Annotated in this window: 28 protein-coding genes; 8 read left to right on the top strand and 20 right to left on the bottom strand. The window is 37.5% G+C overall.

What is annotated here, in order from left to right:
• The first annotated feature begins 2 nt into the window (after positions 1-2).
• Positions 3-1,670 carry a ribonuclease J1 gene (rnjA, locus tag D1953_RS05435; RefSeq protein WP_119116144.1) on the top strand — a complete coding sequence of 556 codons (1,668 nt, stop codon included), beginning with the start codon at positions 3-5 and terminating at the stop codon, positions 1,668-1,670.
• Between the two features lie 124 nt (positions 1,671-1,794).
• On the opposite strand, the gene D1953_RS05430 is transcribed toward rnjA, so the two are convergent.
• From D1953_RS05430 to D1953_RS05390, 10 genes are all read right to left on the bottom strand, one after another.
• A complete protein-coding gene (locus D1953_RS05430; protein ID WP_182480511.1) occupies positions 1,795-2,457 on the bottom strand; it encodes a potassium channel family protein in 663 nt (220 codons plus the stop codon).
• Positions 2,458-2,565: 108 nt separating this feature from the next.
• Positions 2,566-3,021, bottom strand: a complete 456-nt coding sequence (locus D1953_RS05425; RefSeq protein ID WP_119116142.1) for a TlpA family protein disulfide reductase — start codon at positions 3,019-3,021, stop codon at positions 2,566-2,568.
• Between the two features lie 142 nt (positions 3,022-3,163).
• Positions 3,164-3,706 carry a peroxiredoxin gene (locus tag D1953_RS05420; RefSeq protein WP_119116141.1) on the bottom strand — a complete coding sequence of 181 codons (543 nt, stop codon included), beginning with the start codon at positions 3,704-3,706 and terminating at the stop codon, positions 3,164-3,166.
• 162 nt (positions 3,707-3,868) lie between these two features.
• Complete coding sequence (locus tag D1953_RS05415; RefSeq protein WP_119116140.1) at positions 3,869-4,999, bottom strand: N-acetyldiaminopimelate deacetylase; 1,131 nt, start codon at positions 4,997-4,999, stop codon at positions 3,869-3,871.
• A gap of 77 nt (positions 5,000-5,076) precedes the next feature.
• Positions 5,077-5,787 carry a 2,3,4,5-tetrahydropyridine-2,6-dicarboxylate N-acetyltransferase gene (dapD, locus tag D1953_RS05410; RefSeq protein WP_119116139.1) on the bottom strand — a complete coding sequence of 237 codons (711 nt, stop codon included), beginning with the start codon at positions 5,785-5,787 and terminating at the stop codon, positions 5,077-5,079.
• 175 nt (positions 5,788-5,962) lie between these two features.
• Complete coding sequence (locus D1953_RS05405; RefSeq protein WP_119116138.1) at positions 5,963-6,847, bottom strand: transcriptional regulator CcpC; 885 nt, start codon at positions 6,845-6,847, stop codon at positions 5,963-5,965.
• Between the two features lie 256 nt (positions 6,848-7,103).
• The gene (locus D1953_RS05400; RefSeq protein WP_119116137.1) at positions 7,104-8,600 is read right to left on the bottom strand and encodes an MDR family MFS transporter; all 1,497 of its coding nucleotides are present in this window, start codon (positions 8,598-8,600) and stop codon (positions 7,104-7,106) included.
• A gap of 107 nt (positions 8,601-8,707) precedes the next feature.
• On the bottom strand, positions 8,708-9,145 hold the full coding sequence (gene cbpB, locus D1953_RS05395; RefSeq protein ID WP_119116136.1) for a cyclic-di-AMP-binding protein CbpB: 438 nt from the start codon (positions 9,143-9,145) through the stop codon (positions 8,708-8,710).
• 115 nt (positions 9,146-9,260) lie between these two features.
• Positions 9,261-9,407, bottom strand: coding sequence for a hypothetical protein (locus tag D1953_RS21145; protein ID WP_182480510.1), 147 nt, complete (start codon positions 9,405-9,407; stop codon positions 9,261-9,263).
• Between the two features lie 184 nt (positions 9,408-9,591).
• Positions 9,592-9,831, bottom strand: a complete 240-nt coding sequence (locus D1953_RS05390; RefSeq protein ID WP_119116135.1) for a DUF1797 family protein — start codon at positions 9,829-9,831, stop codon at positions 9,592-9,594.
• 180 nt (positions 9,832-10,011) lie between these two features.
• On the opposite strand from D1953_RS05390, the gene D1953_RS05385 reads away from it, so the two are divergent.
• Positions 10,012-10,989, top strand: a complete 978-nt coding sequence (locus D1953_RS05385) for an MBL fold metallo-hydrolase (RefSeq protein WP_119116134.1) — start codon at positions 10,012-10,014, stop codon at positions 10,987-10,989.
• Between the two features lie 61 nt (positions 10,990-11,050).
• Positions 11,051-11,287: a glutaredoxin family protein gene (locus D1953_RS05380; RefSeq protein ID WP_119116133.1), complete on the top strand. Its 237-nt coding sequence runs from the start codon at positions 11,051-11,053 to the stop codon at positions 11,285-11,287.
• 93 nt (positions 11,288-11,380) lie between these two features.
• Here D1953_RS05380 and D1953_RS05375 read toward each other — a convergent pair whose 3' ends face one another.
• The gene (locus D1953_RS05375; RefSeq protein WP_119116132.1) at positions 11,381-12,586 is read right to left on the bottom strand and encodes an EAL domain-containing protein; all 1,206 of its coding nucleotides are present in this window, start codon (positions 12,584-12,586) and stop codon (positions 11,381-11,383) included.
• A 107-nt stretch (positions 12,587-12,693) separates the two neighbouring features.
• A complete protein-coding gene (locus D1953_RS05370; protein WP_119116131.1) occupies positions 12,694-14,559 on the bottom strand; it encodes an SLC13 family permease in 1,866 nt (621 codons plus the stop codon).
• Positions 14,560-14,703: 144 nt separating this feature from the next.
• Here D1953_RS05370 and D1953_RS05365 point away from each other — a divergent pair, with 144 nt between their 5' ends.
• Positions 14,704-15,570, top strand: coding sequence for a metallophosphoesterase (locus D1953_RS05365; RefSeq protein WP_119116130.1), 867 nt, complete (start codon positions 14,704-14,706; stop codon positions 15,568-15,570).
• 113 nt (positions 15,571-15,683) lie between these two features.
• On the opposite strand, the gene crcB is transcribed toward D1953_RS05365, so the two are convergent.
• Positions 15,684-16,052, bottom strand: coding sequence for a fluoride efflux transporter CrcB (crcB, locus tag D1953_RS05360; protein WP_119116129.1), 369 nt, complete (start codon positions 16,050-16,052; stop codon positions 15,684-15,686).
• Positions 16,049-16,429, bottom strand: coding sequence for a fluoride efflux transporter FluC (locus tag D1953_RS05355; RefSeq protein ID WP_119116128.1), 381 nt, complete (start codon positions 16,427-16,429; stop codon positions 16,049-16,051). Before D1953_RS05355 ends, crcB begins: the two co-directional genes overlap by 4 nt.
• A gap of 511 nt (positions 16,430-16,940) precedes the next feature.
• Here D1953_RS05355 and D1953_RS05350 point away from each other — a divergent pair.
• Together D1953_RS05350 and D1953_RS05345 are read left to right on the top strand one after the other, a co-directional pair.
• Positions 16,941-17,318, top strand: coding sequence for a hypothetical protein (locus D1953_RS05350; RefSeq protein ID WP_119116127.1), 378 nt, complete (start codon positions 16,941-16,943; stop codon positions 17,316-17,318).
• A gap of 271 nt (positions 17,319-17,589) precedes the next feature.
• The gene (locus D1953_RS05345; RefSeq protein ID WP_119116215.1) at positions 17,590-18,084 is read left to right on the top strand and encodes a YkyB family protein; all 495 of its coding nucleotides are present in this window, start codon (positions 17,590-17,592) and stop codon (positions 18,082-18,084) included.
• 234 nt (positions 18,085-18,318) lie between these two features.
• Here D1953_RS05345 and D1953_RS05340 read toward each other — a convergent pair whose 3' ends face one another.
• Positions 18,319-19,224: a chemotaxis protein gene (locus D1953_RS05340; RefSeq protein ID WP_119116126.1), complete on the bottom strand. Its 906-nt coding sequence runs from the start codon at positions 19,222-19,224 to the stop codon at positions 18,319-18,321.
• A gap of 363 nt (positions 19,225-19,587) precedes the next feature.
• Here D1953_RS05340 and corA point away from each other — a divergent pair, with 363 nt between their 5' ends.
• A complete protein-coding gene (corA, locus tag D1953_RS05335; protein ID WP_119116125.1) occupies positions 19,588-20,541 on the top strand; it encodes a magnesium/cobalt transporter CorA in 954 nt (317 codons plus the stop codon).
• An 89-nt stretch (positions 20,542-20,630) separates the two neighbouring features.
• Here the strand turns inward: corA and D1953_RS05330 are convergent, their stop codons facing one another.
• The gene (locus tag D1953_RS05330; RefSeq protein WP_119116124.1) at positions 20,631-20,798 is read right to left on the bottom strand and encodes a CorA family divalent cation transporter; all 168 of its coding nucleotides are present in this window, start codon (positions 20,796-20,798) and stop codon (positions 20,631-20,633) included.
• 155 nt (positions 20,799-20,953) lie between these two features.
• Between D1953_RS05330 and D1953_RS05325 the strand changes: the two genes are divergently transcribed.
• Positions 20,954-22,096, top strand: a complete 1,143-nt coding sequence (locus D1953_RS05325; protein WP_119116123.1) for an aminotransferase A — start codon at positions 20,954-20,956, stop codon at positions 22,094-22,096.
• 61 nt (positions 22,097-22,157) lie between these two features.
• Here D1953_RS05325 and D1953_RS05320 read toward each other — a convergent pair whose 3' ends face one another.
• From D1953_RS05320 to D1953_RS05305, 4 genes are all read right to left on the bottom strand, one after another.
• Positions 22,158-23,027, bottom strand: a complete 870-nt coding sequence (locus D1953_RS05320) for an NAD(P)-dependent oxidoreductase (RefSeq protein WP_119116122.1) — start codon at positions 23,025-23,027, stop codon at positions 22,158-22,160.
• 33 nt (positions 23,028-23,060) lie between these two features.
• Positions 23,061-23,846, bottom strand: a complete 786-nt coding sequence (locus D1953_RS05315; RefSeq protein WP_119116121.1) for an SDR family oxidoreductase — start codon at positions 23,844-23,846, stop codon at positions 23,061-23,063.
• A gap of 158 nt (positions 23,847-24,004) precedes the next feature.
• A complete protein-coding gene (gene ptsP / locus D1953_RS05310) occupies positions 24,005-25,729 on the bottom strand; it encodes a phosphoenolpyruvate--protein phosphotransferase (protein WP_119116120.1) in 1,725 nt (574 codons plus the stop codon).
• Between the two features lies 1 nt (position 25,730).
• Positions 25,731-25,997, bottom strand: coding sequence for a phosphocarrier protein HPr (locus tag D1953_RS05305; protein WP_119116119.1), 267 nt, complete (start codon positions 25,995-25,997; stop codon positions 25,731-25,733).
• Positions 25,998-26,192 lie beyond the last annotated feature (195 nt).

Genomic DNA, 26,192 nt, shown 5'->3' with positions numbered 1-26,192 from the left:
TTATGAAATTTGTCAAAAACGATCAAACAGCCGTTTTCGCATTGGGCGGTCTAGGCGAAATCGGTAAAAATACTTATGCTGTTCAATTTCAGGACGAAATTGTCATCATTGATGCTGGAATTAAATTCCCAGAAGATGAACTTCTCGGTATCGATTATGTCATTCCTGATTACAGCTACTTAGAAAAAAATGTAGATAAAATTAAGGGAGTATTTATTACGCACGGGCATGAAGACCATATTGGCGGAATTCCTTACCTTCTTCGAAAAGTAAACATTCCTGTATACGGTGGTAAACTTGCACTTGGACTGCTTCGTAATAAATTAGAAGAGCACGGTCTATTACGTCAGACAAAATTAATCGAAATTACAGAAGATGAAGTTATTAAATTCCGAAAAACATCGGTGTCTTTCTTCCGTACAACTCACAGTATTCCAGATTCATATGGAATTGTTGTCAAAACACCACCTGGACAAATCGTCCATACAGGAGATTTTAAATTCGACTTTACTCCTGTCGGTGAGCCAGCTAACTTAACAAAGATGGCTGAAATCGGAAAAGAGGGCGTGCTTTGTTTACTATCAGATAGTACAAACAGTGAAGTCCCTAACTTTACGATGTCAGAACGTCGCGTTGGCGATACGATTCATGATGTGTTCCGTAAAGTAGATGGGCGAATTATTTTTGCTACGTTTGCTTCAAATATTCATCGTCTTCAACAAGTTGTCGAAGCAGCAGTGGCAAACGGACGCAAAATCGCTGTCTTTGGACGCAGTATGGAAGCAGCTATTACAATTGGACAAGAACTAGGCTATATTACTGCACCAAAAGATACTTTTATGGATGCACAAAGCATCAATAGAATGCCAGCTAACCGTGTGACAATTCTATGTACAGGTAGCCAAGGCGAACCGATGGCTGCCCTTTCTCGTATTGCGAACGGAACGCATCGTCAAATCCAAATTATCCCTGGGGATACCGTGGTCTTTTCTTCATCTCCTATTCCAGGGAACACAGTCAGCGTATCTAGAACGATCAATCAGTTATATCGAGCTGGTGCAGATGTCATCTCTGGACCATTAAGTGATATTCACACATCTGGTCATGGCGGTCAGCAAGAACAAAAGCTAATGCTGCGTCTAATTAAACCGAAGTTCTTTATGCCAATTCACGGAGAATATCGCATGCAAAAATTGCACGCTCAACATGCTATCGATTGTGGTGTACCTGAAGAAAACTGCTTTATCATGGATAACGGCGAGGTACTTGCGTTAAGCGAAAACACAGCGCAAGTAGCTGGAAAAATCCCTTCTGGATCCGTTTATATCGATGGAAACGGAATTGGCGACATCGGAAATATCGTTCTACGTGACCGTCGCATCCTTTCAGAGGAAGGATTGGTTGTTGTCGTTGTCAGCATTAATATGAAAGAGTTTAAAATCTCAGCAGGACCAGACATTATTTCTCGTGGATTTGTTTATATGAGAGAATCTGGTGACTTAATCAACGATGCTCAAGCATTAATTTCTAAACACTTAAACAAAGTCATGGAGCGTAAAACAACACAATGGTCAGAAATTAAAAATGAAATTACTGACACACTAGCTCCATTCCTATATGAAAAAACAAAACGTCGTCCAATGATTTTACCAATCATTATGGAAGTATAAAAAAAGCCTCTAGCACATTTTAGCTAGAGGCTTTTTTTTGTTATTCTAATCGTTATTACGTTATATATATCGTAAAAAGCACAAAAAAAGCAAGCATCGACTCACATGCTTACTTTTTTATGCTTTAAACACCACACAATTTTCTTTCAAAACGACTAATATCTGTATCTGCGCCGACTACAATGAGAATATCACCTGCGTTAATGGCATCATGGGCCTGTGGAGAAACATTAATATTAGTTCCCCTTTTAATAGCCACAATATTGAGTCCATAACGAGCTCGAATATTAAGATCAAAAATAGACTTCCCACTCATTTTCTCACTTGCGACAATCTCGACAATTGAATGATCCTCAGAAAGCTCCAAGTAATCTAATATATTATTGGAAACGATATTATGAGCAATTCTACGCCCCATATCCCGTTCTGGATGAACAACTGTGTCAGCCCCAATTTTACGCAAGACTTTTTCATGATAGTCATTTTGCGCTTTCACCGTTACATGATCTACACCTAATTCTTTTAACATAAGCGTCGTTAATATACTGGCTTGGATATTTTCACCGATTGCGACGATGACATGATCAAAATTACTAATGCCAATGCTTTTAAGTACATTTTCATCTGTCGTATCCCCGACGATGGCATGTGAAGCAATTTTGGCAAATTCATTTACACGATCCTCATCTGCATCGATTGCTAGAACTTCCATACCTTCTTGAGCAAGCGTTCTAACAATACTGCCACCAAAACGACCTAGACCAATTACCGCAAACACTTTTTTCACTGTCACCCCTCCAAACATCCCTTAGCCGTATCTAGTAATATGTTACCATATTAACCATTAATAGGTATAAAACGAACTGTTATAGCATGACTAAGGACTTCTAAGGGCTTATTCAGCTTGTTCGTTTTCAGCAAGAACACGGTTCACACGTTTCTCAAGCATTTTCATTCCGCTTCCACCTGCTTGGAAATGACGAAGCTTTCCTTCTTTATCAAACACATAATAAGCTGGAACATATTGATTCTCAAAAGCATCATTCAATTTCAATTCACTGTCTATATAAATTGGTTGAGTAATGTCATGTTCCGCTGCAATTTGTTTAATTTCATCTACATTTAAATCTTTCTCAGAACGCGGCATATGTACAGCCACTACATTTAATTTATCTTTATAATTATCTCTAAACTCATTAATTTGCGGCATAGCTTCCTTACAAAGATGACAACTGATTGACCAAAAATGAATTAACGTTGGTTTTTCACCAATCAATTCAGCTTTCGTTACTTCTCCATTTAACCATTCTGTTGCACCATTTAACTCTGGCATTTGATCGCGTAATTTCATCGTAAACCCCTCCATTATATACATATCACCGTCTAAAGCGTATATGTTCATCGTTTGTGTTACTCGAATTGGATACACCTATCTTTAAAAAAAGACCTAACTAATAAGTTAGGTCTTACTATTAATAGTCAGTAAATGAAACTTAAAGTGTTTTTTGACCAGGTCTCCAGTTCGCTGGGCAAAGACCACCAGTTTGAAGTGCTTGTAGTACACGTAATGTTTCATCAACATCGCGACCAATATTGTTATGATTTACTACTTGATATTGAAGCTCACCTTCTGGGTTGATGATGAATAGACCGCGAAGAGCAATCCCTTCTTCTTCAATTAATACACCATACTCACGAGATACAACATGATTTGTATCAGCAGCAAGCGGGTACTTTAACTCACCAAGACCATTATCTGTACGGTCTGTGTTAATCCAAGCTAAGTGAGTATGAATTGTATCTGTTGATACACCGATTACTTGTGCATCAAGATCTTCAAACTCATCATAACAATCAGATAATGCTGTAATTTCTGTTGGACATACAAAAGTGAAGTCCATTGGATAGAAGAATAAAACTGTCCATTTGTCATTTTTAATGTTTTCTTCAAGACTTACTTTTCCGAATTCTTTGTTTGGTAATACTGCTTCCATTTCGAAGCGTGGTGCTTGTTTTCCTACAAAACGTTCTGCCATTTAAATTCCCTCCAATATGTATTCAATTGAGAATGTGAATTAATATTCTCAGTTATTTTTTACCACTATAGTCTATTGTAGAACCAAATGATGGTAAGGTCAAGAATTTAGCTTATTTTGTCGAATGTGCTTCACTTTTTAACAATTATAATTTCATAATTATTACGAATTACCTTTAAATGTAAAGTAATTCACTAAATGGGTAATCGCTAGATCAATCGCTCGTTCATTTGGATTCAACTTTGCATGATGCAGCCCATATTCCGATTGGACTCCTAACCAAAACATAAAGCCAGGAATCTCTTTTAGCATATAACCAAAGTCTTCTCCCGTCATGGCCTCTTTACAATGATAGAAATCTACCTCTGCTGCTTCATCAGTAAATTTCATAAACTCTCGTGTTAATTGTTCCTCATTATCCACTTGATAATACATTGAACCATAATCAATTTCCGCTTCACATTCAAAGCCTGCTTTTATTCCCTCTACAAGCGCTCTAATTCTAGACTTCACCTTGTTCATTGACTCCGCGTTCAACGTTCGAATAGTCCCTTCTAAACGAGCTTCTTCGGCAATAATATTTTGAACAGTTCCTCCCGTAATCTTTCCAATTGTAATAACAGCTGAATCAAGCGGATTCACATTACGAGATACAATAGATTGTAATTGGCCAACTAATTGACAAGCAGCAATCACCATATCATTTGTTTCATGAGGGTATGCAGCATGTCCACCTTTACCTTTCAGATCGATGAACAATTCAGACGTATTCGCAAATAATAATCCTTCTTTTACAGCAATAGTCCCGACTGGGTATTCAGGAGCCACATGCAGCGCAACAATCATATCTGGCTTCCATTTCTGCATTGTCTCTGATTTCATCATAGGCTCTGCCCCGCCAGGTCCTTCTTCAGCAGGTTGAAAAATAAATAACAAATTATCTTCAATAGCATGCTTAGCAAAATGAGTCAGTACACCTAGTGCAATACTCATATGAAAATCATGTCCACACGCATGCATATAATCTTCATGCTGAGAAGCAAACGCTAACTCAGTTTGTTCTTTAATCGGTAAACCATCAATATCTGCTCGGTATCCTATCGTTTTTCGCGGGTTCGTTCCAGCAATTCTTACAAAAATGCCTGTTCGCCACGTTTCGATTTCCATTCGGTCATTTTGAATACTGTGCAAATAGTTTAATAAGTAAGCTTGTGTTTTAAATTCTTGAAAGCCAATCTCCGGAATTTGATGTAAGTCCCGACGAATAGCAACAAATGGACTTAATTGCGACATGATTCTACTCCCTTTCTATTAAGAAAAGCGCGGATAAAAAATATCCACGCTCTCCCCTGTTTATTGTACATAAAAAATTAAAGTTGACGAAGTTCTTGCAAAATCTCTGTTTTTGATTTTGTTTTTTCATCGATTTCTTTAATAACTCGTGCAGGTACACCCGTTGCTACAGAGTAAGGTGGAATATCTTTCGTTACGACAGCACCAGCTCCAATAACAGAACCTTTACCAATCGTTACACCTTCTAATACAACAACGTTTGCTCCAATCAGAACGTCATCTTCTACAACAACTGGTTTAGCAGAAGGCGGCTCAATTACACCTGCTAATACGCTTCCAGCACCGATGTGAGCGTTTTTTCCAACTGTTGCACGTCCACCAAGTGTAGCATTCATATCGATCATTGTACCTTCACCGATGACAGCACCAATATTGATTGTTGCACCCATCATAATAACTGCATTGTCGCCAATTTCCACTTGATCGCGAATTGTAACGCCTGGCTCGATACGAGCTTTGATTCCTTTTAAATCTAATAAAGGAATCGCTGAGTTACGACGATCATTTTCAATTACATAGTCTTCAATTTTGCTTCCAGCAGCAGTAAGAGCTGCTTCAATATCCGCCCACTCACCGAAAACAACTCCTGTGTTTCCAGTAATGAATGTTTTAGATTCTGCTCCAAAATCGATACCTTCTAAATCACCTTTAACATAAACCTTTACAGGTGTTGATTTTTTGCTATTCGCAATAAATGAAATAATTTCGTGTGCATCCATTTGCTTCATTTCGCTTAACCCCCTAGTTATGTATCCTTACTCGTTTTTAATTTATCAGACAACTGCTCGTAAAACAAGCTGAATCTCTCGAAAAAACATAACCTGCTTGTTTTACTCAGAAAAATAGGATATAATTTCCTATTACTTCACAAGAACAGAATAAATTCGAATCGCTTAACCTCTCTTATATCATTCCTTGCTCGAGAATATGCTCTTTCACTACCTCTGTAAAAGCTTGTACTTGTTTGAGCTGAAACGCCGATTCATAGCCGCATAGCCACGTATCACGCTCAATGGAATGATTCTGGCTATCAAAAAGAGGAATCTTAAAAATATTCGTATCTTTATCATGAAGTGTAATCGCTGGTAAAATCGCATAGCCAATCCCATTAAACACCATTTGTTTACATGTCTCAATTTGATCGACAACAATCGTATTTTTCGGTGTGGTTTGAAATTGTCTATGCCACCAATCTTGAATTTCTTGATAATAATTCGAATCGCTCTTAAACTGAATAAACGGTCGATCCGTCTCAAGCACTTGATCTAGCTCTTTCATTTCCGTGTCCACTAAATACAGCATATCCGTAAATAAATGCTGTTTAACCCCTTTCCAATCAGGAGCTCCACGTATAATGCCCACATGAACTTGCCCTTCATAGAGCGATTTTAAAATCTCACTGCTCCAACCAGTTATGAGGGAAATTTTTGCATGCGGATATTTTTGGACAAACTTCTTTAACACTTGAGGTAACCAATTTTGTCCGACAATCGATGCACAGGCAATTTTTAACGTTCCATACACCTCATGATCCATTGCTTGAATGCTTTCGCGTACCTTTTCTTCCTTCTCACGTACTTCGTTGGCAAAACGAACAACAGCCTCTCCTGCAGGTGTTAGAGATAACCCTTTTTGTGAACGTAAAAATAATTTGGTTCCCCAATCTTTTTCTATCGTCTGCAGTCGCTGTGACAGCGCTGGTTGTGATACAAATAATCGTTCTGCAGCTTTCCGCATATTCATTTCCTCAGCTAGAACAGATAATAAATGATATTCAGAAAATGACATTAAACATCCACCTTGATAATTTTTTCTTATCGTTTTATTTAAATTTATCCCACGTTTCATTATCAACAAAGTCGCTTTATAATACAAGCAAAAAGCGCAAGTATAAGATAAACGGCTAGCAGATACGTTCTTTGCCTTCCGAAGCAATTAATGCTGGCCTGGGGCTAGACACCAAAACGCAGCGAAATGTGATACTTTCTTAACCTCTAAAAAGCATGAACAGCCTTTCCTAATCAAGAAAAGGCCGTACATCCTATTATTTCTTTTTCCGTACAAATAGCAATAATAGAAAGCTAATGACACTTAGCAGCAAGACAATAAGATAGACCATATGTAAAGAAAGTGTCAAACCAGTCTGAAGCACCTCAACAATGTGATCTGGCAGCTTTGCTCGCGCCTCACTATCAAGCAATTGATTAGCCGTATCTAAAGTCACATTCTCTTCTGGTTTCGTATGCTCTGTTAAATAAGCTTGAAAGCGGGTATTCAAAACACCGCCAAGCAAAGCAGCTCCAACCGTATTCCCTACGTTTCGCATAAACATATTTGAGGCTGTTGCAATCCCCCGCTGCTCCCAACTTACTTTATTTTGAATTAATACAATAAATGAAGTGGAAGTTAGGCCCATTCCGACTCCGATAAAAAAGGATCCCATTGCAGCGACAAAAGGCCCTGATTCTGGCTTCATAAAAACGAGTACAATACTTCCGACGATTAAAGATACGCCGCCGAGTAACGACGTTTCCTTAAAACCAATCCTCAGCATTAACCGTCCCGCAAATGCGGACGCAATCGGCCAACCAATCGACATGGCTGTTAATGTAAAGCCAGCAACTGTCGGTGAACGCTCCATAACTCCTTGAACAAATGTCGGGAGAAAGCTGGACAAACCAATCATCATAATACCTGTTGTTAAAGAAACAATATTAGCAATTAAAATCGCCCGCTCTTGCCAAATATTAAACGGCATCATGGGCTCAGGTGCCTTTTTCTCTTCTCGTACGAAAAAGAAAAAGGCACTAAGAGCAGTGATCATAAGTATAAGGATAGGCCATGAAATCCATGTCCATCTTACGCCGCCTTCAACGAGAATAATCATAAATGTAGAAATCCCAAGTGTGAGCAAAAGAGCACCTTTATAGTCAATATTATGCTTTTTCTTTTCAATATTCTCATGAAGGAAAAACCAAATCCCTATGATTGATAAAATACCTAACGGCACATTTATCCAAAATATTAAACGCCAGGTGAGGGATTCAACAATTAAACCACCGAGAGCCGGCCCCATTACAGCAGAAATCCCCCATACGCTAGACAAGTACCCTTGAATCCGCGCGCGCTCTCGCTTATCATAAATGTCGCCGACAATCGTAGTCGCAACAGGCGCTACAGCTCCAGCTCCGAAACCTTGAATAAACCTGTAAATAATCAACTCGGTCATCGTATTAGCGAAGCCGCATAAAATCGAACCGAATAAAAAAAGAATCATACCAAATAAAAAAATCGGTTTCCGTCCAAATAAATCGGATAATTTCCCATAAATCAATACCGTAACCGCGTTCATTAATAAATAGCCAGAGAAAACCCAACTGTATTGGGCAAAACCGCCTAATTCATTCACAATGGCCGGCATAGCCGTCGATACAATTGTTCCTTCAATAGCATTTAAAAACATCGCTAACATAATAGCCGCAAGAATTAACGGTCGCTTTAATGACTTATTTTTCTGTAGTGTATGTTCATCTCGAACCATACCAACACCCTTTCCGGTACAGCTTCACTTACGCTGCACAATATGTAGAAAAACTCTGCTATAAAAAGAAAACTAGCCTCCATTGCGGAGGCCAATTTCATTATCCCTTAAGAGTCCAACTCTTCTTCATATACATGCTGTAATAATACTTTCCTTGTTATAATACCTTCAAAAACCCCTTCGTCTGTTTCAACACATACAAACGGATGGTCAATTAATAACTCTAACCCCTTCATCACTGAATCCTCTACATGAAGTCGAGGGATATCTCGAATCATAACTTCGGAAACCTTTTTATTTTCAAGATTATCAAATTCAATCCGTTCGAGTCCCAATATGGATTCAAGAATCACAGGTGTACTAATTAATCCATGCAGTTTATACATTGGGTCTAGTACCGGAATCGCCGTATAACCACTTTTTGTTAATACTAAAAGCGCATGTTCAAGATTGTTGGCTACTTGCACGTGGGCGACCCGTTCTGAAGATATCATCAAGTCTTTCACGCTTGAATCTAATAAATTCCCATCATGAGTACCAATCATGTAAAAACTCCTTACCATATGTTATTAAAATTCTCTCTTATTTCTAGTGTAACATAGGTAACGAGAAATCGCTTCACCAAATATCCTCGATTTCAAATAAATGTAAACGCATTCATCATCCCTTACTTGTTTGTATATTTTTCGCCACATATCGACAATTCGGACACTCATAAATGACATTTTGATTAGATTGAGCAGTTAACACAGATTCAATATTCCTTTCATCTAAACAACTCGGACATCTTACCATTATTTTATTCATATGACCCCTCCACGTATAGCATTCCTCGATGTTTAATGATTTATGAATAGGCTAGAAGCACTACCTTTGAATGGACGGGGCCTCAGGTTAACATGCTCTTACAAGCAATAGCAGCATACATATAGCCTCATAGAAAAAAGCCAACCCTAAAATTAGATCAGGTTGGCTCTTTTAGCATGTACTATTAAGATTGAAGTAAATCAAAGATTTCGATTGTAATCATATCAACATTATCAAATTGATATTTCGAAGACTTCCCTTTTTCGCTGTATACTTCCAGCTCAAACATGTCCGTTTTGCTGAAATATGTAACTTGGCAGATTTTCACTCCATCTATTTCAAAAAAACGTTGAGCAGACTCGGTTTCCTTTGCTTGCTCTTGAAGATTTTTCAATCTGGTAAGAATGCCCTGTAATTGAGACATACTACCACTCCTTTCTAATATAAAACCTTTTCGATAGGTTTCACTATATCATACTTTTCTATCCAATAACCACGACCAAATAAATTCAGAATACTTAATTATTCATTCTTTACATGGCACTATTAACAGAATAAAATAAGGACAAGCATTTGTACATAATAAATTACGGAGGTGGCCTAAATGGACACAATTTCTGAACTCGGATTTCGCATATCATTAATCGATGGATTCGATTTAAACCGAGAACATCGAACTGGTACATATCTCATACACGATACACCTTTAACGATTGTAGAAACATCAGCAAGTCCCTCTATTCCTCATCTCTTAAAAGGTTTAGCCGAATTAAATATTAATCCTGCAGATATTGCTTACATCATCTTAACCCACATTCATCTAGATCACGCTGGCGGTGCGGGATTATTTTTATCACATTGCCCAAATGCAAAAGTTATTGTTCACCCTAAAGGAGCTAGACATCTCGAAGACCCTTCCCGTTTAATTGCAGGCGCCAAGGCTGTCTATGGTGATAAATTCGATGAATTATTCAACCCTATTTTACCTATACCCAAAGACAAGCTCATTATTAAGCACGACCAAGATATCCTTCAACTCGCTAATGGAGCTTCACTTACTTTTTATGATACACCAGGACACGCGAATCACCATCTCAGCATTTTTGATTCGACTTCTAAAGGAATGTTCTCTGGAGATACAATCGGTGTCTATTATCGCGATTTAGATGAGGCAGGAATTGAATGGTATATGCCATCTACTTCACCAAATCAATTTAATCCAACAGCGATGTTAGCCGCCATTGATTTATATCGGAGCATCGGGGTTGAACGCATTTATTTTGGTCATTACGGTGTATCTGACAACCCTGAAGAAGTTTACCGTCAAATCCAAACATGGCTCCCTATTTATATAGAAACAGCTGAGAGCGCCTTCCATTCATGTTCAAGTTTTGATGAACAAGTGTCAATGACTCAGAAAACACTGTATGACAAAACACGTGATTTACTAGCAAAACAAGGAATTCCTGCTGACCATCCAGTTTTTGAAATTATAGCGCTCGATTTAGAAGTCTGCTCAATGGGACTCATCGATTATTTAATGAGAAAACAAAAAGAAGAAAAGATAAGCAAACCGCTTTAAAAGAATAGTTACTTTCTCTATAATAAGAATACGAAATCGAACTGCATATTGGAGGAAGAAAATGAAAGACGTAACTCTTTATACACAACCGGACTGCCCTCCGTGTCAAATTATGAAATTGTTTTTTAACGACAACAACATATCCTATAAGGAAAAAAATATCAAAACAGATAAAACTGCACTTCAAGAGTTAACAAAGAAATACGGATCTTATTCAACACCTACTGTTGTCATAGATGGAAAAGCCATTATCGGCTTTGAACTTGAAGAAATCAAAAAAGAACTACAATTAGATTAGCAAAATATAAGGAAATCCATACGTATAGACGAAAAAAGTTGAGCCTAAAGTTGTTCATAAACAACCTTTGAGCTCAACTTTTTTTGTCAACTCTTATAATAAAGCATCATTTTCGTACAAATAACTATAAGATAAATCAAGGAAAACATATTCCTTGTTATTAATCGGATAAGAGAACGTTCGAATTGTTTCACCTGTTTCAATATCACTATACAAATCTGATAAAATCCCGGTCTTTTCATTCCTCATTTTAATAATATTTTCTAGGAAATACGGTCTCCAGCTCCAATTACTATTTAAGTAACTCTTTTGAATGAGCCATTCACCATCTTTGTAAAGAATATTAGGTGACGTTTGGTATCCTTGGTCATCACATACATACAATCGAAAACAAACTTTTTCTAATTTATTGGCTAGCACTTTTAGCATTTCTTCATGTGATTCATAACGCTTCTGTACTTTCAAAAACGTATTTATCTCTTCATTGAATTGTTGCGTTTTTTCATAAACAGCTTCTAATTTCTTCGTTTCATATGAGATAAAATTTTGACATTCTTGCTGAAACTTTTCACGCAATTTATGCTTGTCAATAAATAACAAATCGGGCCTTGATAAAAAGTATCCTTGATAATAGCGCCCTCCATTTTTCCAAGCAAATCGAAGCTGGTATTCTGTTTCGATATTTTCAAATAATAAGCTCGCTCCAATTTTTCTAGCTAACATACTAAGGGAAAATAAAACGACTTGATAAGCATCTCCGCCAGATATACGCATTTGTTCTACATTAACCTTTAGAATATTAGGTGACAGTTGTGCAATCTTATCAAGCTGGCTATGGTCCCCTAAATGATCGAACGCAACCTTAATACCGTACGTTTTATAGTACGCAAGTACGTGCTGCAATGGCTCAAAATTATCGATATCAATAGTGTCAGATAGCTCGAGCACAACACGTGAAAGCTCGTCTAATTCTAAATGTTGTTTCAACGTCTCCATAAATTGCTCGCCATGATCAAACATCAGTAAATTTGGGTCACGGTTAATAAAAATAAGAAATTCTTCTCCGAAATCCTTAATACGTTCTAGTGCTACTTCCAGTAAATAATTATCTACTTCAATTCTATACTCTTCTGGAATGGTCGCATCTTGAAAAAAAGGTCCTAAACTCTTATATTCAGAGTTCTCTTCAAAACGCCCTAATATTTCGTAACCAATAACCTGATGTTGATCCGCACTAAAAATCGGTTGAAAAAACGGAACAACTCGGTCAAGATTCGCCAATATGTTATCTGCATCCATGATGTATTCCCCCTAATCACGAAACATCAATATGCACAAATTATACCATTAGTTTCTATTCTTGATAATACGAAATTTCTTAAAACCCATTAAGTAACCTATTATCTTTAAAATGGAAAGAACAATGGGATTGTTAAAACTAAGACAATTCCAACAAAAATTTGCAATAAAATTCCCATTAACACGAAATCTTTTGACTGATATTCACCAGCGGTCATTACAAGAGTATTGCTAGACGTAGCTTTAGGTGAAGATAATGCAACACTTGCAGCAATAGCAATTCCCATTAATATTGGAATTGGACTTACTCCTAATGTATTAGAACATAGTAAGGCAATTGGGGCCATCACAATCGCAGTTACTCCATAAGGAATAAACGGACTTAAAAGCATCGTTAATAAATAAAAGCCAGCTAGCAAACCATACGGACCTGTATAATCAAAGAATATAGCAAACCAATCACTAATTAATCGTACACCGCCTGTATTCTCTAACGCCCGCACAATGCCCATCATCGCCGCAATTAATAAAACAGGCTCCCAATTAATCTTCTGATAAGCTTCTTCCATCGAACGTACACAACCGGTTACTACCATCAGCAGTGCGGCGATTACAACAGATAAGACAAATGGTATCGCGCCAATGGATAAGAGAATAGTCATCAAGGCCGTAATAGCAGCAGCTATAATCGGCGCCTTCGACTGAGTACGCTCCCGTTGTTCGACAACTTCTTCAGAGGCGCTTCCAATGACAATCATGTCTTCAAGATCCGCTGAAATGCGCTCAATATTTTTCCACTCTCCATGAATAAGAAGAGCATCACCTTGCTTTAGTCTTTCTGTCCCGACCTCTGTTTGAATATATTCGCCATTACGATTAATCGCTAATACGTTACAACGATATTTTTCACGAAATTGCATATTCATTAGTGTTTGATTTTCATAATTAGAATTAGGCATAATTAAGATTTCCGTTAAACCAAATTTACTGCTCACGAAGTGCTTTTTAATTTGTTCTGGATTAAAGTGTTTATACTCTAATTCATAATCGACGGCTAACCGCTCTACATTCTCGACTTCCCCAAACACTAAAATAATATCATCTGGATGCAGTACTTCATCTGCTTTAGCGGAAATAACCGATTGCTTTGAAAGCAAAGGCAATTGCTTCTCTTTCGCTTTACGCTTAATTTCAATCAACGTAATTTCATACTGAAACGGAAGATGTAAATCAGCCAGTCTTTCTCCAACAATATCCGAGTTGCCCGGTATGTGTAAATAATGCAGACGATCATATACTTTATAAATGCCGGCTAATTCCCTGGCCGATAACTCCTTCACGCTGTTCCTCGCTGCTAATGGTTCTTCCGGCAGCAGTTTTCGCCCTAGTGTCAGCATAAATACTACACCTGCTGCAAAGGCCACAAGTCCGATAGGTGTAAAATCAAAAAAGTTCAACTTTACGATGCCTTCGCTTTGTAAAATATAACTAATCAAAATATTCGGCGCCGTCCCAATTAAGGTAAGAACAGCACCTAAACTACTCGCATAAGCGAGCGGTAATAAATAACGAGACGGGCTCATTTTTTTCTTCAAAGCCATGCTTACGACAATCGGAATTAAAATGACGACAATACCCGTTCCACTAAAAAAGGCACTAAGTAATCCCCCCGTTATCATTACAATAAGCAGCAGTTTTAATTCTGAACCTACACCGAATTTCAATAAATAATTTCCAACTTCTTCAACAAGCCCGCTATTAAAAATACCTGCACTTACGATAAATAAAGCAGCAAGCGTGATGACGACCGGATTCGCAAATCCCGCTAAAAGTTCCTCTAAAGATAAAATTCCAGTTAAACCTAGTACAACTAAGCCAACTAATGCAATCAAATCTGCTCTAAATTTTCCGTATATAATACAAGCGATTGTACATACAAGTATGAGAACTGTTATAAACAAAGGCTGAGTCATCAAGCACCTCCGTATAGGCACAAACAATATGTCCTATCCGTTTCCGTTTCTTTAATATAGTGTAACAAAAGAATATATCACTTCTTTTTCTATCTTTTATTTGTTAATATGAGGAAGTATCATTTATTAGATAGGTTGATTAACATGAATAAAACTATTTCACGCAGAACATTTCTAAAAAAAAGTATTGCCTCTTTATTAACCATCACCGGTTTAGGAATTGGCGGAAAATACTACATCCATAATATTGAACCGCATTGGTTAAAAACCAATCATATTCCAATCAGTCACTCCTTCATTCCAAAAGGATTTCACGGTTTAAAAATGGTTCAGTTCAGCGACACACATTTAGGGTTTCAGTTTCAATTAAAAGACTTACAAACACTTATCCAAAAAATAAATGCCCTGCAAGCGGATGTCATTATCTTTACAGGAGATTTAATGGACAAACCGGATAAATACAGGAATTACAAAGAAATTATTCCTGTGTTACAAAAGCTTCATGCTCCGTTAGGGAAATTCTGCGTATATGGAAACCACGATCACGGTGGTTATGGTTCTGAAATATACAAATCCATTATGGAAATGTGTGAATTTACGCTCCTACAAAACGCAAACATAGAGCTCTCTCTTTTATCAAAGGAATCTATTTATCTCACAGGTATTGACGACGCAATGCTCGGTCAGCCAGACTTTTCAGAAGCACTTTCTGATATTCCTGAAAGGAAGTATACCATTCTATTATCTCATGCACCTGATTTAGCAGATACAGCAAAGAACTATCCAATTCACCTGCAAATAAGCGGTCATAGTCACGGTGGACAAGTGCAAATTCCGTTTTTTGGAGCGCTTGTTACTCCACCTTTTGCTGAGAAATATCCGGAAGGCTTGTACAACATCGACTCCCTCACTTTATATGTGAATAGAGGAATCGGTACAACTCGCCTTCCTTATCGTTTTTTGTCGCGTCCAGAAATTACAGTGTATGAATTACAATCTCCACACATCTAGACTGATTCCTGCATGAATAATGACAAAATGCTGTACTAGCCAAAAAAATGCTGTAGAAGAAATGACATAATCCATGTCATTTTTTCTGTTGCTTTACAAATTTATTTTCTTATTTATAATAACGACATCGCTACAATATTGCCAATAAAAAATACGAATATACAGCCTATAATCGAACCTAGTATATATAAAAAGGCTTTAATATACTGCTGTTTCCCAAGCAAAAATAGGCTTTCTGAACTAAATGTTGAAAACGTTGTGAAAGCTCCTAAAAAACCCGTCATACTAAACAATTGCCACGATAAATCCAACTCATTTCCCGCTGAAATACACACGCCTAATCCAAAAGAGCCCACCAAATTAATAATTAAAATACTTAGTGCAATCGTACTTTCCGGTAAAATCCTCTTCAAGTACGTTTGCACGCTATACCTTGCAATAGCTCCAACCATTCCACCAATCCATACAAGAACAACATTCATCCTCGTTCCTCACTTCTTCTACCTAGAAATACATGTTGCCCAATGAAATAAGCGGTCAGTCCGCCTAACACCGTACACCCGATATATAATCCACTAAGTAGTATCGACTCTCTCATTAAAGCCACAGCTTCAGCAGAGAACGTCGACATCGTCGTAAACCCTCCGCACAAACCGGTACCTAAAGCTAACTGAAGAATCTCTCCTCGATTTCGATTCATAAAATAACTCGTGACTCCCCCTAGTAAAAAACTACCAACAATATTAATCAACAGGGTGCTCAATGGAAAAATGGATGACGGCAGTACTTCTTGAATCATATAGCGCAATACAGCACCAGATCCACCACCAACCCCAATAGCTAGTATTCGAATTAACATGTATACTCACCTCAAACTTCCATCCGTGTGAGGTTTCCTTCATCCCCCAATGCCCGCAGATGGTTATTCACATTCTACGACCACTAAAAGCTCCACCTTCATCAAATGGCCGTACGGACCTCATTGGTGAAAGCTGACCTTTAAAAAACCAAAAGTTACATTTCCTTGTATCTCGCCAATCAGACCTTTACTACAAGAGGCAGCTGTTCGGCTCACGATAAACATAAGATAAGAGCAGTTATCTCCTTCCACCTTCTTTGCTTCTTTCTAAACTTGAGGTGAGGTCTTACTGCCTGTTAAATGTGGGATAAATATCATCATTATAACAGAATGGAGTGAAACAGGCTCTTTTCGGGGCAAATCCCATACACTATATAGAAAAGCATAAGCATGTAGATAGATTATTCGATAGGCTTTTCTAGCGACTTTCAATTAATGATAACCTATCTCTTCGCTCCTGCCATTCTACAAGGTGTGAAACTATATAGTTTTTCAAAAAGGAGGTTTTTATATGCAAACATATCCATACGATTACCCTGCCTACTCTTATCTTCCTTACCCTTATTCTACTTATTCATCCTACCCGATTGATCGATACGCTCCTGAACACCATCAATATGACGACGAAAGATTTTTTCCTCTTGGACTCGGCCTTGCCATACCAGCTGCGTTCATTGCAGGTTTAGCTGTTCCACTTCTTTGGAACCGTCCATTCTACCCGCCTTATCCTAGTTACCCTGGCTATTATGGCGGATTGGGTGCCCCAGGATTTCCTGGTTATTACGGTGGATTCGGACCTCAAGGAGTCCCTGCCTATCCGCCGCAAATGACTGCACAAGCAGCAACATCAGATACTATAAATATTTATAATCGAACCCCTAACCTGTAACAAACGTTCTGTCTCTACCTCATTATATCTTTCAATCATACCTCACTTCTAGATTAGAAGTGGGGACTTTCACGTTTTTTTTGAAAAAGGTCGTAAAACTAAAACATTTCTTTTATAAATCTCAGAATGACTTTCTTAAATATTGGAAAGTGGTATAATGATGATGCATAGATATGTAAATGACTTACAAACTACATAGATTATCGAACTAACAATGCTACCAAAAAGAGCATAAAGCTCACGAAGAAAAGGAGTTCCTGTAATGAAAGATATGAAAGGACAGTCTGAAATGGCAGATACCTCAACCGACTCCCTTGCGCAAGCAGTATTTATTGTCAACAAGCATGCAAAAACAGCTTTGGAGCCAAAATATTTGTATGACTTAAAACGCCTCGCTTTAAATAAATTGTTGAAAGAAGGTAAAGCAAAGAAAATAGGTCTCCATTTCTCTGATAACCCTCGTTTTGCTGCACAACAATCCGACGTAATCGTTACATGCGGTTCATATGTCTTTCACCTTCCACCTACAAAGGAAGATTTAAAAATTTTACCCCATCTTGGTAACCGTTCAGCATCCATTCGGAACCCTAAGGCTGTTATGTCATTATCGAAAGCAAAACAAATACTACAATCTTATACTGGACAAGCAAAGGACCCACAATCTAAACCAGATATGAAGAAAAAGCAGAACAAAATGAACCAACCTAACCAGCGATACTACAACCCCTTTCCTTCATCCTTTTTAGGTAAAGGATCGAAATACTAGTTGGAAATCTAATGAATTTTTACTTTTTTAGCATCATTGAACTAAGGATAAAGGTCACGATAAATCCCAATCGCCAATCCTAAAAAAACGAGTTTAAGACTATACGTCTCAAACTCGTTTTTATTATGTAGATTTATCCCGCGCTTAACAGGTAGTAAGCCCCCCACCTCAAGCTTATGAGAAAACAAAGAAGATAGGTGTGGAGAACGAAAGAGCCCACTGATGGAATTCACTTTATAAACTATATTCATCAATTAATTTAATTAAAGCAGTAATCTCAGGTTTACTAATTTGAGCATCCGCCCCAACAATCTGGCCTTTATGGCGAAGACTATCAGTAATTAATGAAGAGAAGATGATAACCGGCAGCTTGGATAATTCAGGATGCTGCTTAATTCTCTTCGTTAAATGATGCCCATCCATTTGCGGCATTTCAATATCTGTAATAACTAAATGCACTTCATCTGCCAGCGGTTTCCCTGATTCCACTATGCCCTCTAAATAATCTAATGCATCTTGTCCATTTTCAAAAAACTCCAAGTACTCAAAACCAGCTTCTGTTAACGTATCATGAAGCAATTTACGCAATAGCGGGGAATCCTCAGCCACAACCAATCTTGTTTGTGAATTTGAGCGTTTCCCAAGCTTTTTCACTTGCTGAATACTAATTCCTGTTTCTGGATTAATTTCAACGACAATTTTCTCAAAATCTAAAAGCAGAATCATGTCACCATTTAATTTAATGACCCCAATAATTTGGCCTTCAAGGCCTTGATACATATCAGAAGGTTTTTCAATTTGCGTCCAAGAAATACGATGTATTTGTGTAACCGAATGAACATGAAATACGACTTTTTGTTGATTGAACTCGGCCACAATAAACTTATCTTGTTTCGGATTTTCTGAAGCGGGGAACCCTAATGCGTCTGCCACATTCACAACAGGCAAAACTTCACCACGCAATTCAATAATTCCTTCTACATTAGGATGTGCGTGGGGCACAATAGTAATCGGAACAGGATTAATAATTTCTTTCACTTTAATGACATTAATCCCAAATTTATTTTTTCCAATACCAAATTCCACAATTTCTAATTCATTTGTCCCACTTTCTAATAAAATCCCTTTGTTTTCTTTCATATCCCTCGTCCTTCCTAGTTCAATTCCCATTTACTACATTTAATATACCATGTTTTGTTGCTATCAAATTAGATACTTTAGTGAAAATGACCTATTTTCAACAGAGAAACTTCACGTATTGGAGATAGGTTCCTTATTTCCGTCCACTCCCCTGCTCCACCAATCCCCTTATACTACATAATTCGGATTTCACCACTAAATTGTTAATAGTAAATGCCAAAATATTTTTGTAGTCGACTCTTATTCATCATTTTACTAATTATCAATGTTAGTAGTTAACATATTCAATAAACTAAAGGGGAAAATTAGTTATAAAACATGACATACAAATCATTATTGAAGGAATAATTAGAAGGTGTTAATATGATAAGCTTTATAGGGATTACTGATAAAAATAAGTTAGAAAATCATGTGTTTATAGATGATTTGAATTTCTCTAAATATAAATGGTTTTGGGTAGATTTTAATGAGCCTACTAAAGAAGAGCTAACACATTTAGAGAAAACTTTCCACTTTCATCCACTCGCTATTGAAGATTGTATACAGACACTTCAAAGACCAAAATTAGATTATTATTATGATTATACTTTTTATACTACACATCTCGTTCGAGAAGAAAAAAGAAAAATCTTAAAAGAGGAGTTAGATTTTTTTGTAGGAGAAAACTTTATAGTGACTTTCCACCTTAATCCAGCCATAGAAGTTTCTCAAGTATGGGACAGATTACTATCTCAAAAAAATGTTGAGAAATGGGACACATTCTATGTGTTTTATCAAATTTTAGACAAAATCGTGGATAATTACTTCCCATTAATTTATAAAATAGAAGAAAAATTAAATAAAATTGAAGATAATATACAAAATAAATCAATGAATCATTTAATGAATGAATTGTTTGATACAAGATATATGTTGTTAAATCTAATGCATACCATTCATCCAATGCGTGATTTACTTTACCGTATGCTAAACTCTCACCATTTGAGAGGTGTAAAAAAAAGAAAAGAATACTTCTCTGATATTTATGACCATCTTTTGAAACTATCAGAAATGATTATGACGGATAGGGAAGTAACTGCAGACATAAGAGATAGTTATCTCTCATTAAACTCTCATCAAACAAATAATGTGATGAAAGTTCTTACCATTATAACTTCCATATTTGCTCCTTTAACACTGATTGCTGGGATTTTCGGGATGAATTTTGAATATATGCCCGAATTAACATGGAAATATGGTTATTTCTTTTCTCTTGGATTAATGGGGGTTATTGGAATATCTATGTACTTTTGGTTTAAAAGGAAGGGGTGGTTTTAAGCCAGTGCGCCTTCCCCAGCATATTAAATCGAAAGTCTGGTATGATAGCCTCAAATGTATATATGCTTTAAGGAAAAGGTTTTCCAAGTTTACAGTACTTTTGATTCTTGAACTCTTTTTCTTTTTTGCTTACTATTATCCAGCCAGCTTTTTTTCATAAGATACCAGAACATAAGCGGCGCGATTCCTCCCATCATAGCTAGTACAACAAAATAACCATAGCACCAATTCAGCTCCGGCATAAAAGAAAAGTTCATACCATAAATCCTTTTGAATGATTTAACAATTAACTCTTATTATCCTCTTCCATCTTGTTAATAGAAAAACAATAAAAAATAAAAGAAGATTTATTTTCTTTATTTCGCCATGAAATGATAAAATATATGCATATTCAAAGGAGGAATAAAAACAGATGGATCATATACTTAATCCTCTTGTTAAATCGGTGGAAATATCCGGCATACGTAAATTCTATAATATGGTAGCCGATATTGAAGGGACTATTTCGTTAACGATCGGACAACCTGATTTCCCGACACCACTTCATATAAAAGAGGCAGCTAAACAAGCAATTGACGAAAATTATACAGTGTATACACATAATGCTGGCTATTTAGAATTAAGAGAAGCAGCTCGTGAATATGTAAAGAAGAAATATGCTCTTTCCTATCGAGCAGAGGATGAAATTATCGTGACAACAGGGGCAAGTGAAGCCATTGATATTGCCTTTAGAACTATTCTATTACCTGGCACAGAAGTCATTCTGCCTGGACCTGTTTACCCTGGCTATGAACCGATTATAAAAATGTGTGGTGCGGTTCCAGTATACGCAGATACAACGCAAAATAATTTTCGGATGACAGCCGATGTAATCGAGCCCTACATAACAGAAGCTACTCGTTGTATTGTATTACCTTATCCATCTAACCCAACAGGTGTTACATTAACGAGCGCCGAATTAGAAGCTATCGCCGATCTTTTGCGCGGCAAAGATATTATGATTTTAGCAGATGAAATTTATAGTGAATTAGTATACGATCAAGAACATGTTTCGATTGCTAGCTTCTTAAGAGAACAAACAATCGTGTTAAATGGCTTATCTAAATCTCATTCAATGACAGGATGGAGAATTGGCTTTTTATTTGCCCCGGCAAATATTTGTCAACATATTTTAAAAGTACATCAATACAACGTGACGTGCGCTTCATCGATTTCTCAGCGAGCAGCTCTAGCTGCGCTCACTACAGGATTTAATGACGCACTGCCAATGAAAGAAGAATATGCCAAACGAAGAGACTATGTATATAACCGACTTCAGGCAATGCAGTTAGACGTCGTTAAACCAAACGGTGCATTCTACTTTTTTGTTAAACTGCCAAAAGGATATACCTCTTCTCTAGATTTTTGCCTGAAGCTTGTTCAACAAACAAAGGTCGCTGTCGTTCCTGGTGAAGCTTTCTCTTCACTCGGAGATGACTATTTCCGTATTTCTTATGCGTACTCTATGGAAACATTGAAAGAAGCACTGGATCGAATCGAAGACTTTTTACGATAAGAAAGCCAATAAGAAAGAAATAAGCATGCAGTCCATCACAGACTGCATGCTTATTTACGCTTCACTTATAATATTTATACAATGCTTGTGTACCGCTGTTTTCCTCACCTGCTTCTGCAAGTTGGACATACAATGATTTACTTAGGGCAAGCCCTGGTGTATCCATCCCCATTTTATCAGCCTCTTCAAGCGCAATCGTCATATCCTTAATAAAGTGTTTAATATAAAAACCTGGTTCAAAGTCCTCTTTCACCATCCGTGGCACAAGATTCGTTAACGACCAGCTGCTAGCCGCTCCAGTAGAAATACTTTGCAGCACACGGTCTGGATCTAATCCTGCTTTTTTCGCATACACAATCGCTTCTGTCACACCAATCATCGTCGAAGCAATCGTAATTTGGTTACACATTTTCGTATGTTGCCCGGACCCTGCTTTTCCCTGGTAAACAACATTATTCCCCATGACTTCTAAGATCGGTTGAACCGCCTTAAAATCTTCTTCTTCACCGCCGACCATAATCGCAAGCTTGGCATCTCGCGCTCCAATATCCCCTCCTGACACAGGTGCATCAAGAGCTGCCATTCCTTTTTTCTTAGCCTCGCTCGCAATTCGCTCAGCTAAAGAGGGGGTAGACGTTGTCATATCAATCATATATGTACCAGGTTTACCGTTTACAATAAGTCCTTGCTCACCGAGATAAATATCCTCCACATCTTTCGGATAGCCAATCATCGTAATAATTACATTCGCATGCTGTGCTAGTTCTTTCGGTGTATCCGCCCATTTTGCCCCTTGATTCAGCAGCTCTTCCGCTTTTTCCTTTGTTCTCGTATACACATATAGCTCGTATCCTGCTTTTAATAAATGATGGGCCATACTTTTTCCCATAACACCTGTACCAATAAAACCGATAATTGTATTCTCCTTCATTAGTACCAATCCCCTCACTCCCAACACGTTTGTTTAAATTGATTTAACCATACCGCCATCTACTAAATAAGACTGTCCTGTTAGATACGTATTCGCTCCTGAAACGAGGAACGTCACGAACTTAGCAAATTCTTCTGGTTCTCCATATCGTCCAAGCGGAATATTTTTCAGTAATTGCTGAGATAATTGCTCCTGTGTAATTCCTTTTTTCTCAGCGGTTACTTCATCTAAATATTGAATACGCTCCGTTGCAATTCGTCCTGGTCCAACTGTATTAATTAAAATATTGTCAGGGGCTAATTCAACAGACAATGTTTTAGCTAACCCAACAATGGCTGTTCGGAACGTATTAGATAAAATCAATCCTTGAATTGGTTCTTTAATCGAAGAAGAAGCAATATTCACAATTCTTCCTCCCTTTTGCTTTAAATAAGGCAAGCTTTCACGAATCGTACGAATATAACTAAGTAAATTCAACTCAAAAGATTGCTGCCAATGCTCATCACTCATATCCGCAAACGTCCCTGCAGGCGGTCCCCCTGCATTATTGATTAAAATATCAATACTTCCAAACTCATCTACCGTCTTTTTGACAAGAGCCTGGATATCTTCTAGTTTCGTAAGATCTGTTACTGTATAAACAACTTTCCCTAATCCTAGCTTTTGCAGTTCTTCTTGGGCTTTAACAAGCTTCTCCTCATAACGGCCAACGAGCATCACATTACTGCCCTCTTTTACAAGCTCTTCTGCAATCGCCTTTCCCAGCCCTTGACTTGATGCTAAAATCAGTGCATTTTTATTCTCTAATTGAAAGTCCATTGTAATCCTCCTAATGTTATCAATTTACTTCTATGATTACTATTATAGCTGTCTATTAGGAAAAATAGGGAAATAAACTCTCAAATTTTTCGTTTATATACATGAAAAATAGCCGAATGGCTTTGTCCATTCGACATCAAAATCATAGCAGAGATTCACTAACATACATCATTCAGTGCTTGCTGAATAAATTGTTGGACATCCTCCGCTGTTTCCATATGTAATACGGCCTCTGCCAGCTTTCTCATTTCTGTTTGTGAAAGCTGATGAATATAAGAACGAACTTGTAAAATGGAAGCAGCATTCATGGAAAACTCCTCCACACCCAGCCCTAATAAAATAGGAATCGCTATTGAATCTGCTGCCATTTCGCCGCATAAACCTACCCATTTACCTTGATTATGAGCAGCATCACTCACCATTTTAATTAAGCGAAAAATAGCTGGATTGTATGGTTGATATAAATAAGCTACTCGTTCATTTAAACGATCCGCTGCCATCGTATACTGAATAAGATCATTTGTACCGATGCTAAAAAAATCAACTTCCTTCGCAAATACATCCGCCATAATCGCTGTTGCAGGTACTTCTACCATCATCCCAATCTCGATGTTCTCATTTACCTGTGTTCCGGCATTCAGCAGCTCTTGTTTCACTTTATTCAAGAGCATTTTAGCTGTACGTAACTCTGTTAAAGTCGTAACCATTGGAAACATAATTTTTAAATGACCAAAGACGCTCGCACGAAGCAACGCTCGTAATTGCGTCTCAAATTGAACAGGCTCTTTTAACGAGTAACGAATCGCTCTATATCCTAAAAAAGGATTACTTTCGTAAGGGAGATGCAGGTGCGGGACGTCTTTATCCCCTCCCACATCTAATGTGCGAATAACAACAGGTTTTCCTTGCATGCCTACTAAAATCGACTTATACGTTTGAAACTGTTTTTCTTCACTCGGTAACTCATTTCTCCCCATAAATAAAAATTCCGTACGAAATAATCCTACACCTTCCGCACCATTGAAGAGAACGCTGCTTCCCTCTTTCTCTGAAACGATGTTCGCTGCTAAAGTTACTTGATGCCCGTCTTTAGTTACAGTTGGTTGATGAACAAAATGATCCCATTTGCTTGTTATAGCTTGTTCCGCAATTTGTTCCGACTCATAGCGCTTCACTAGATCAGAGGTTGGATTAATATGAACCTGCCCTCTAAATCCATCAATAATTACCATGTCACCATGATTAATAGAAGCTAGCCCTTCTTTTACTCCTACAATGGCCGGAATATTAAGAGAGCGGGCAATGATAGCAGAATGCGATGAACTGGCTCCGCGTTCCGTGGCGAAGCCTTTTACATAAAGAGGGTTTAATCGAGCAGTATCTGACGGTGTCAAGTCATTGGCAATAATGATGACGTCCTCGGCTATTAAACTTAGATTAGGCAGATGAGCACCAAGAAGATGAGCTAACAACCGCGTTTTCACATCGTAAAGATCAATTGCGCGTTCCCTAATCAATAGATTATCATTCTGCTCAAACATCATCATAAACATATCGACCGTTTCCTGAAGCGCGAACTCAGCATTGATTTGTTCTGTTTGAATTTTATGTTGAATAGAAAGTAAAAATTCTGGATCTTCTAGTATAAGTAAATGAGCATCAAAGATGGCTGCGTGATTATCACCAATATGCTGTTCTGCTTTTGCCCGTATCATCTTGAGCTCAGCTCGTGACTTATGTATCATTTCTTGAAAACGGACAATTTCCGCATCACTGTTTTCAATCGTCCTTCTTTCGACAAACAATATAGGTTCGTCGAGTCGATACGCTTTTGCAATGGCTATTCCAGCAGAAGCGGCGACTCCACTTAATAGAGTGGACATATTAATGAGCTAAACCTTCTTTATCCAGCGTCTCCGTAAGCGTTTTAATCGCATCATTTTCATCGCTGCCGGTAGCTGTAATCGTGATATCCGCATTTTTACCAACACCTAAAGACATTACACCCATAATAGACTTAAGGTTCACCGTTCTCCCTTTATATTCCAATGTAATTTCTGAATCGAATTTACCAGCCGCCTGTACTAATAACGTTGCTGGACGCGCATGAATACCTGTTTCCGCAACTACTTTAAACTTTTTTTCTATCATATCAATCTAACCCCTTTATCAAGATAATCAACAAATTAGGAAAGCCTTTTCTTTTTAGATGAACAAGGAACAATCCTTCATTCTTCAGAATAGCATTACTACTTGTTACAAACAAACGAAAATCCAAACAAATAGTAAAAAATCAAGAAATTCTTATTAAAATTCATTTGAAAATCTCGTTTATAACTAATTGGT

The sequence above is a fragment of the Peribacillus asahii genome (assembly GCF_003570725.1).
In the GTDB taxonomy this organism is placed as follows: domain Bacteria; phylum Bacillota; class Bacilli; order Bacillales; family DSM-1321; genus Peribacillus; species Peribacillus asahii.
Note: the sequence above shows the minus strand (reverse complement) of the source record. Positions and strands in the feature narration are given on the sequence as shown.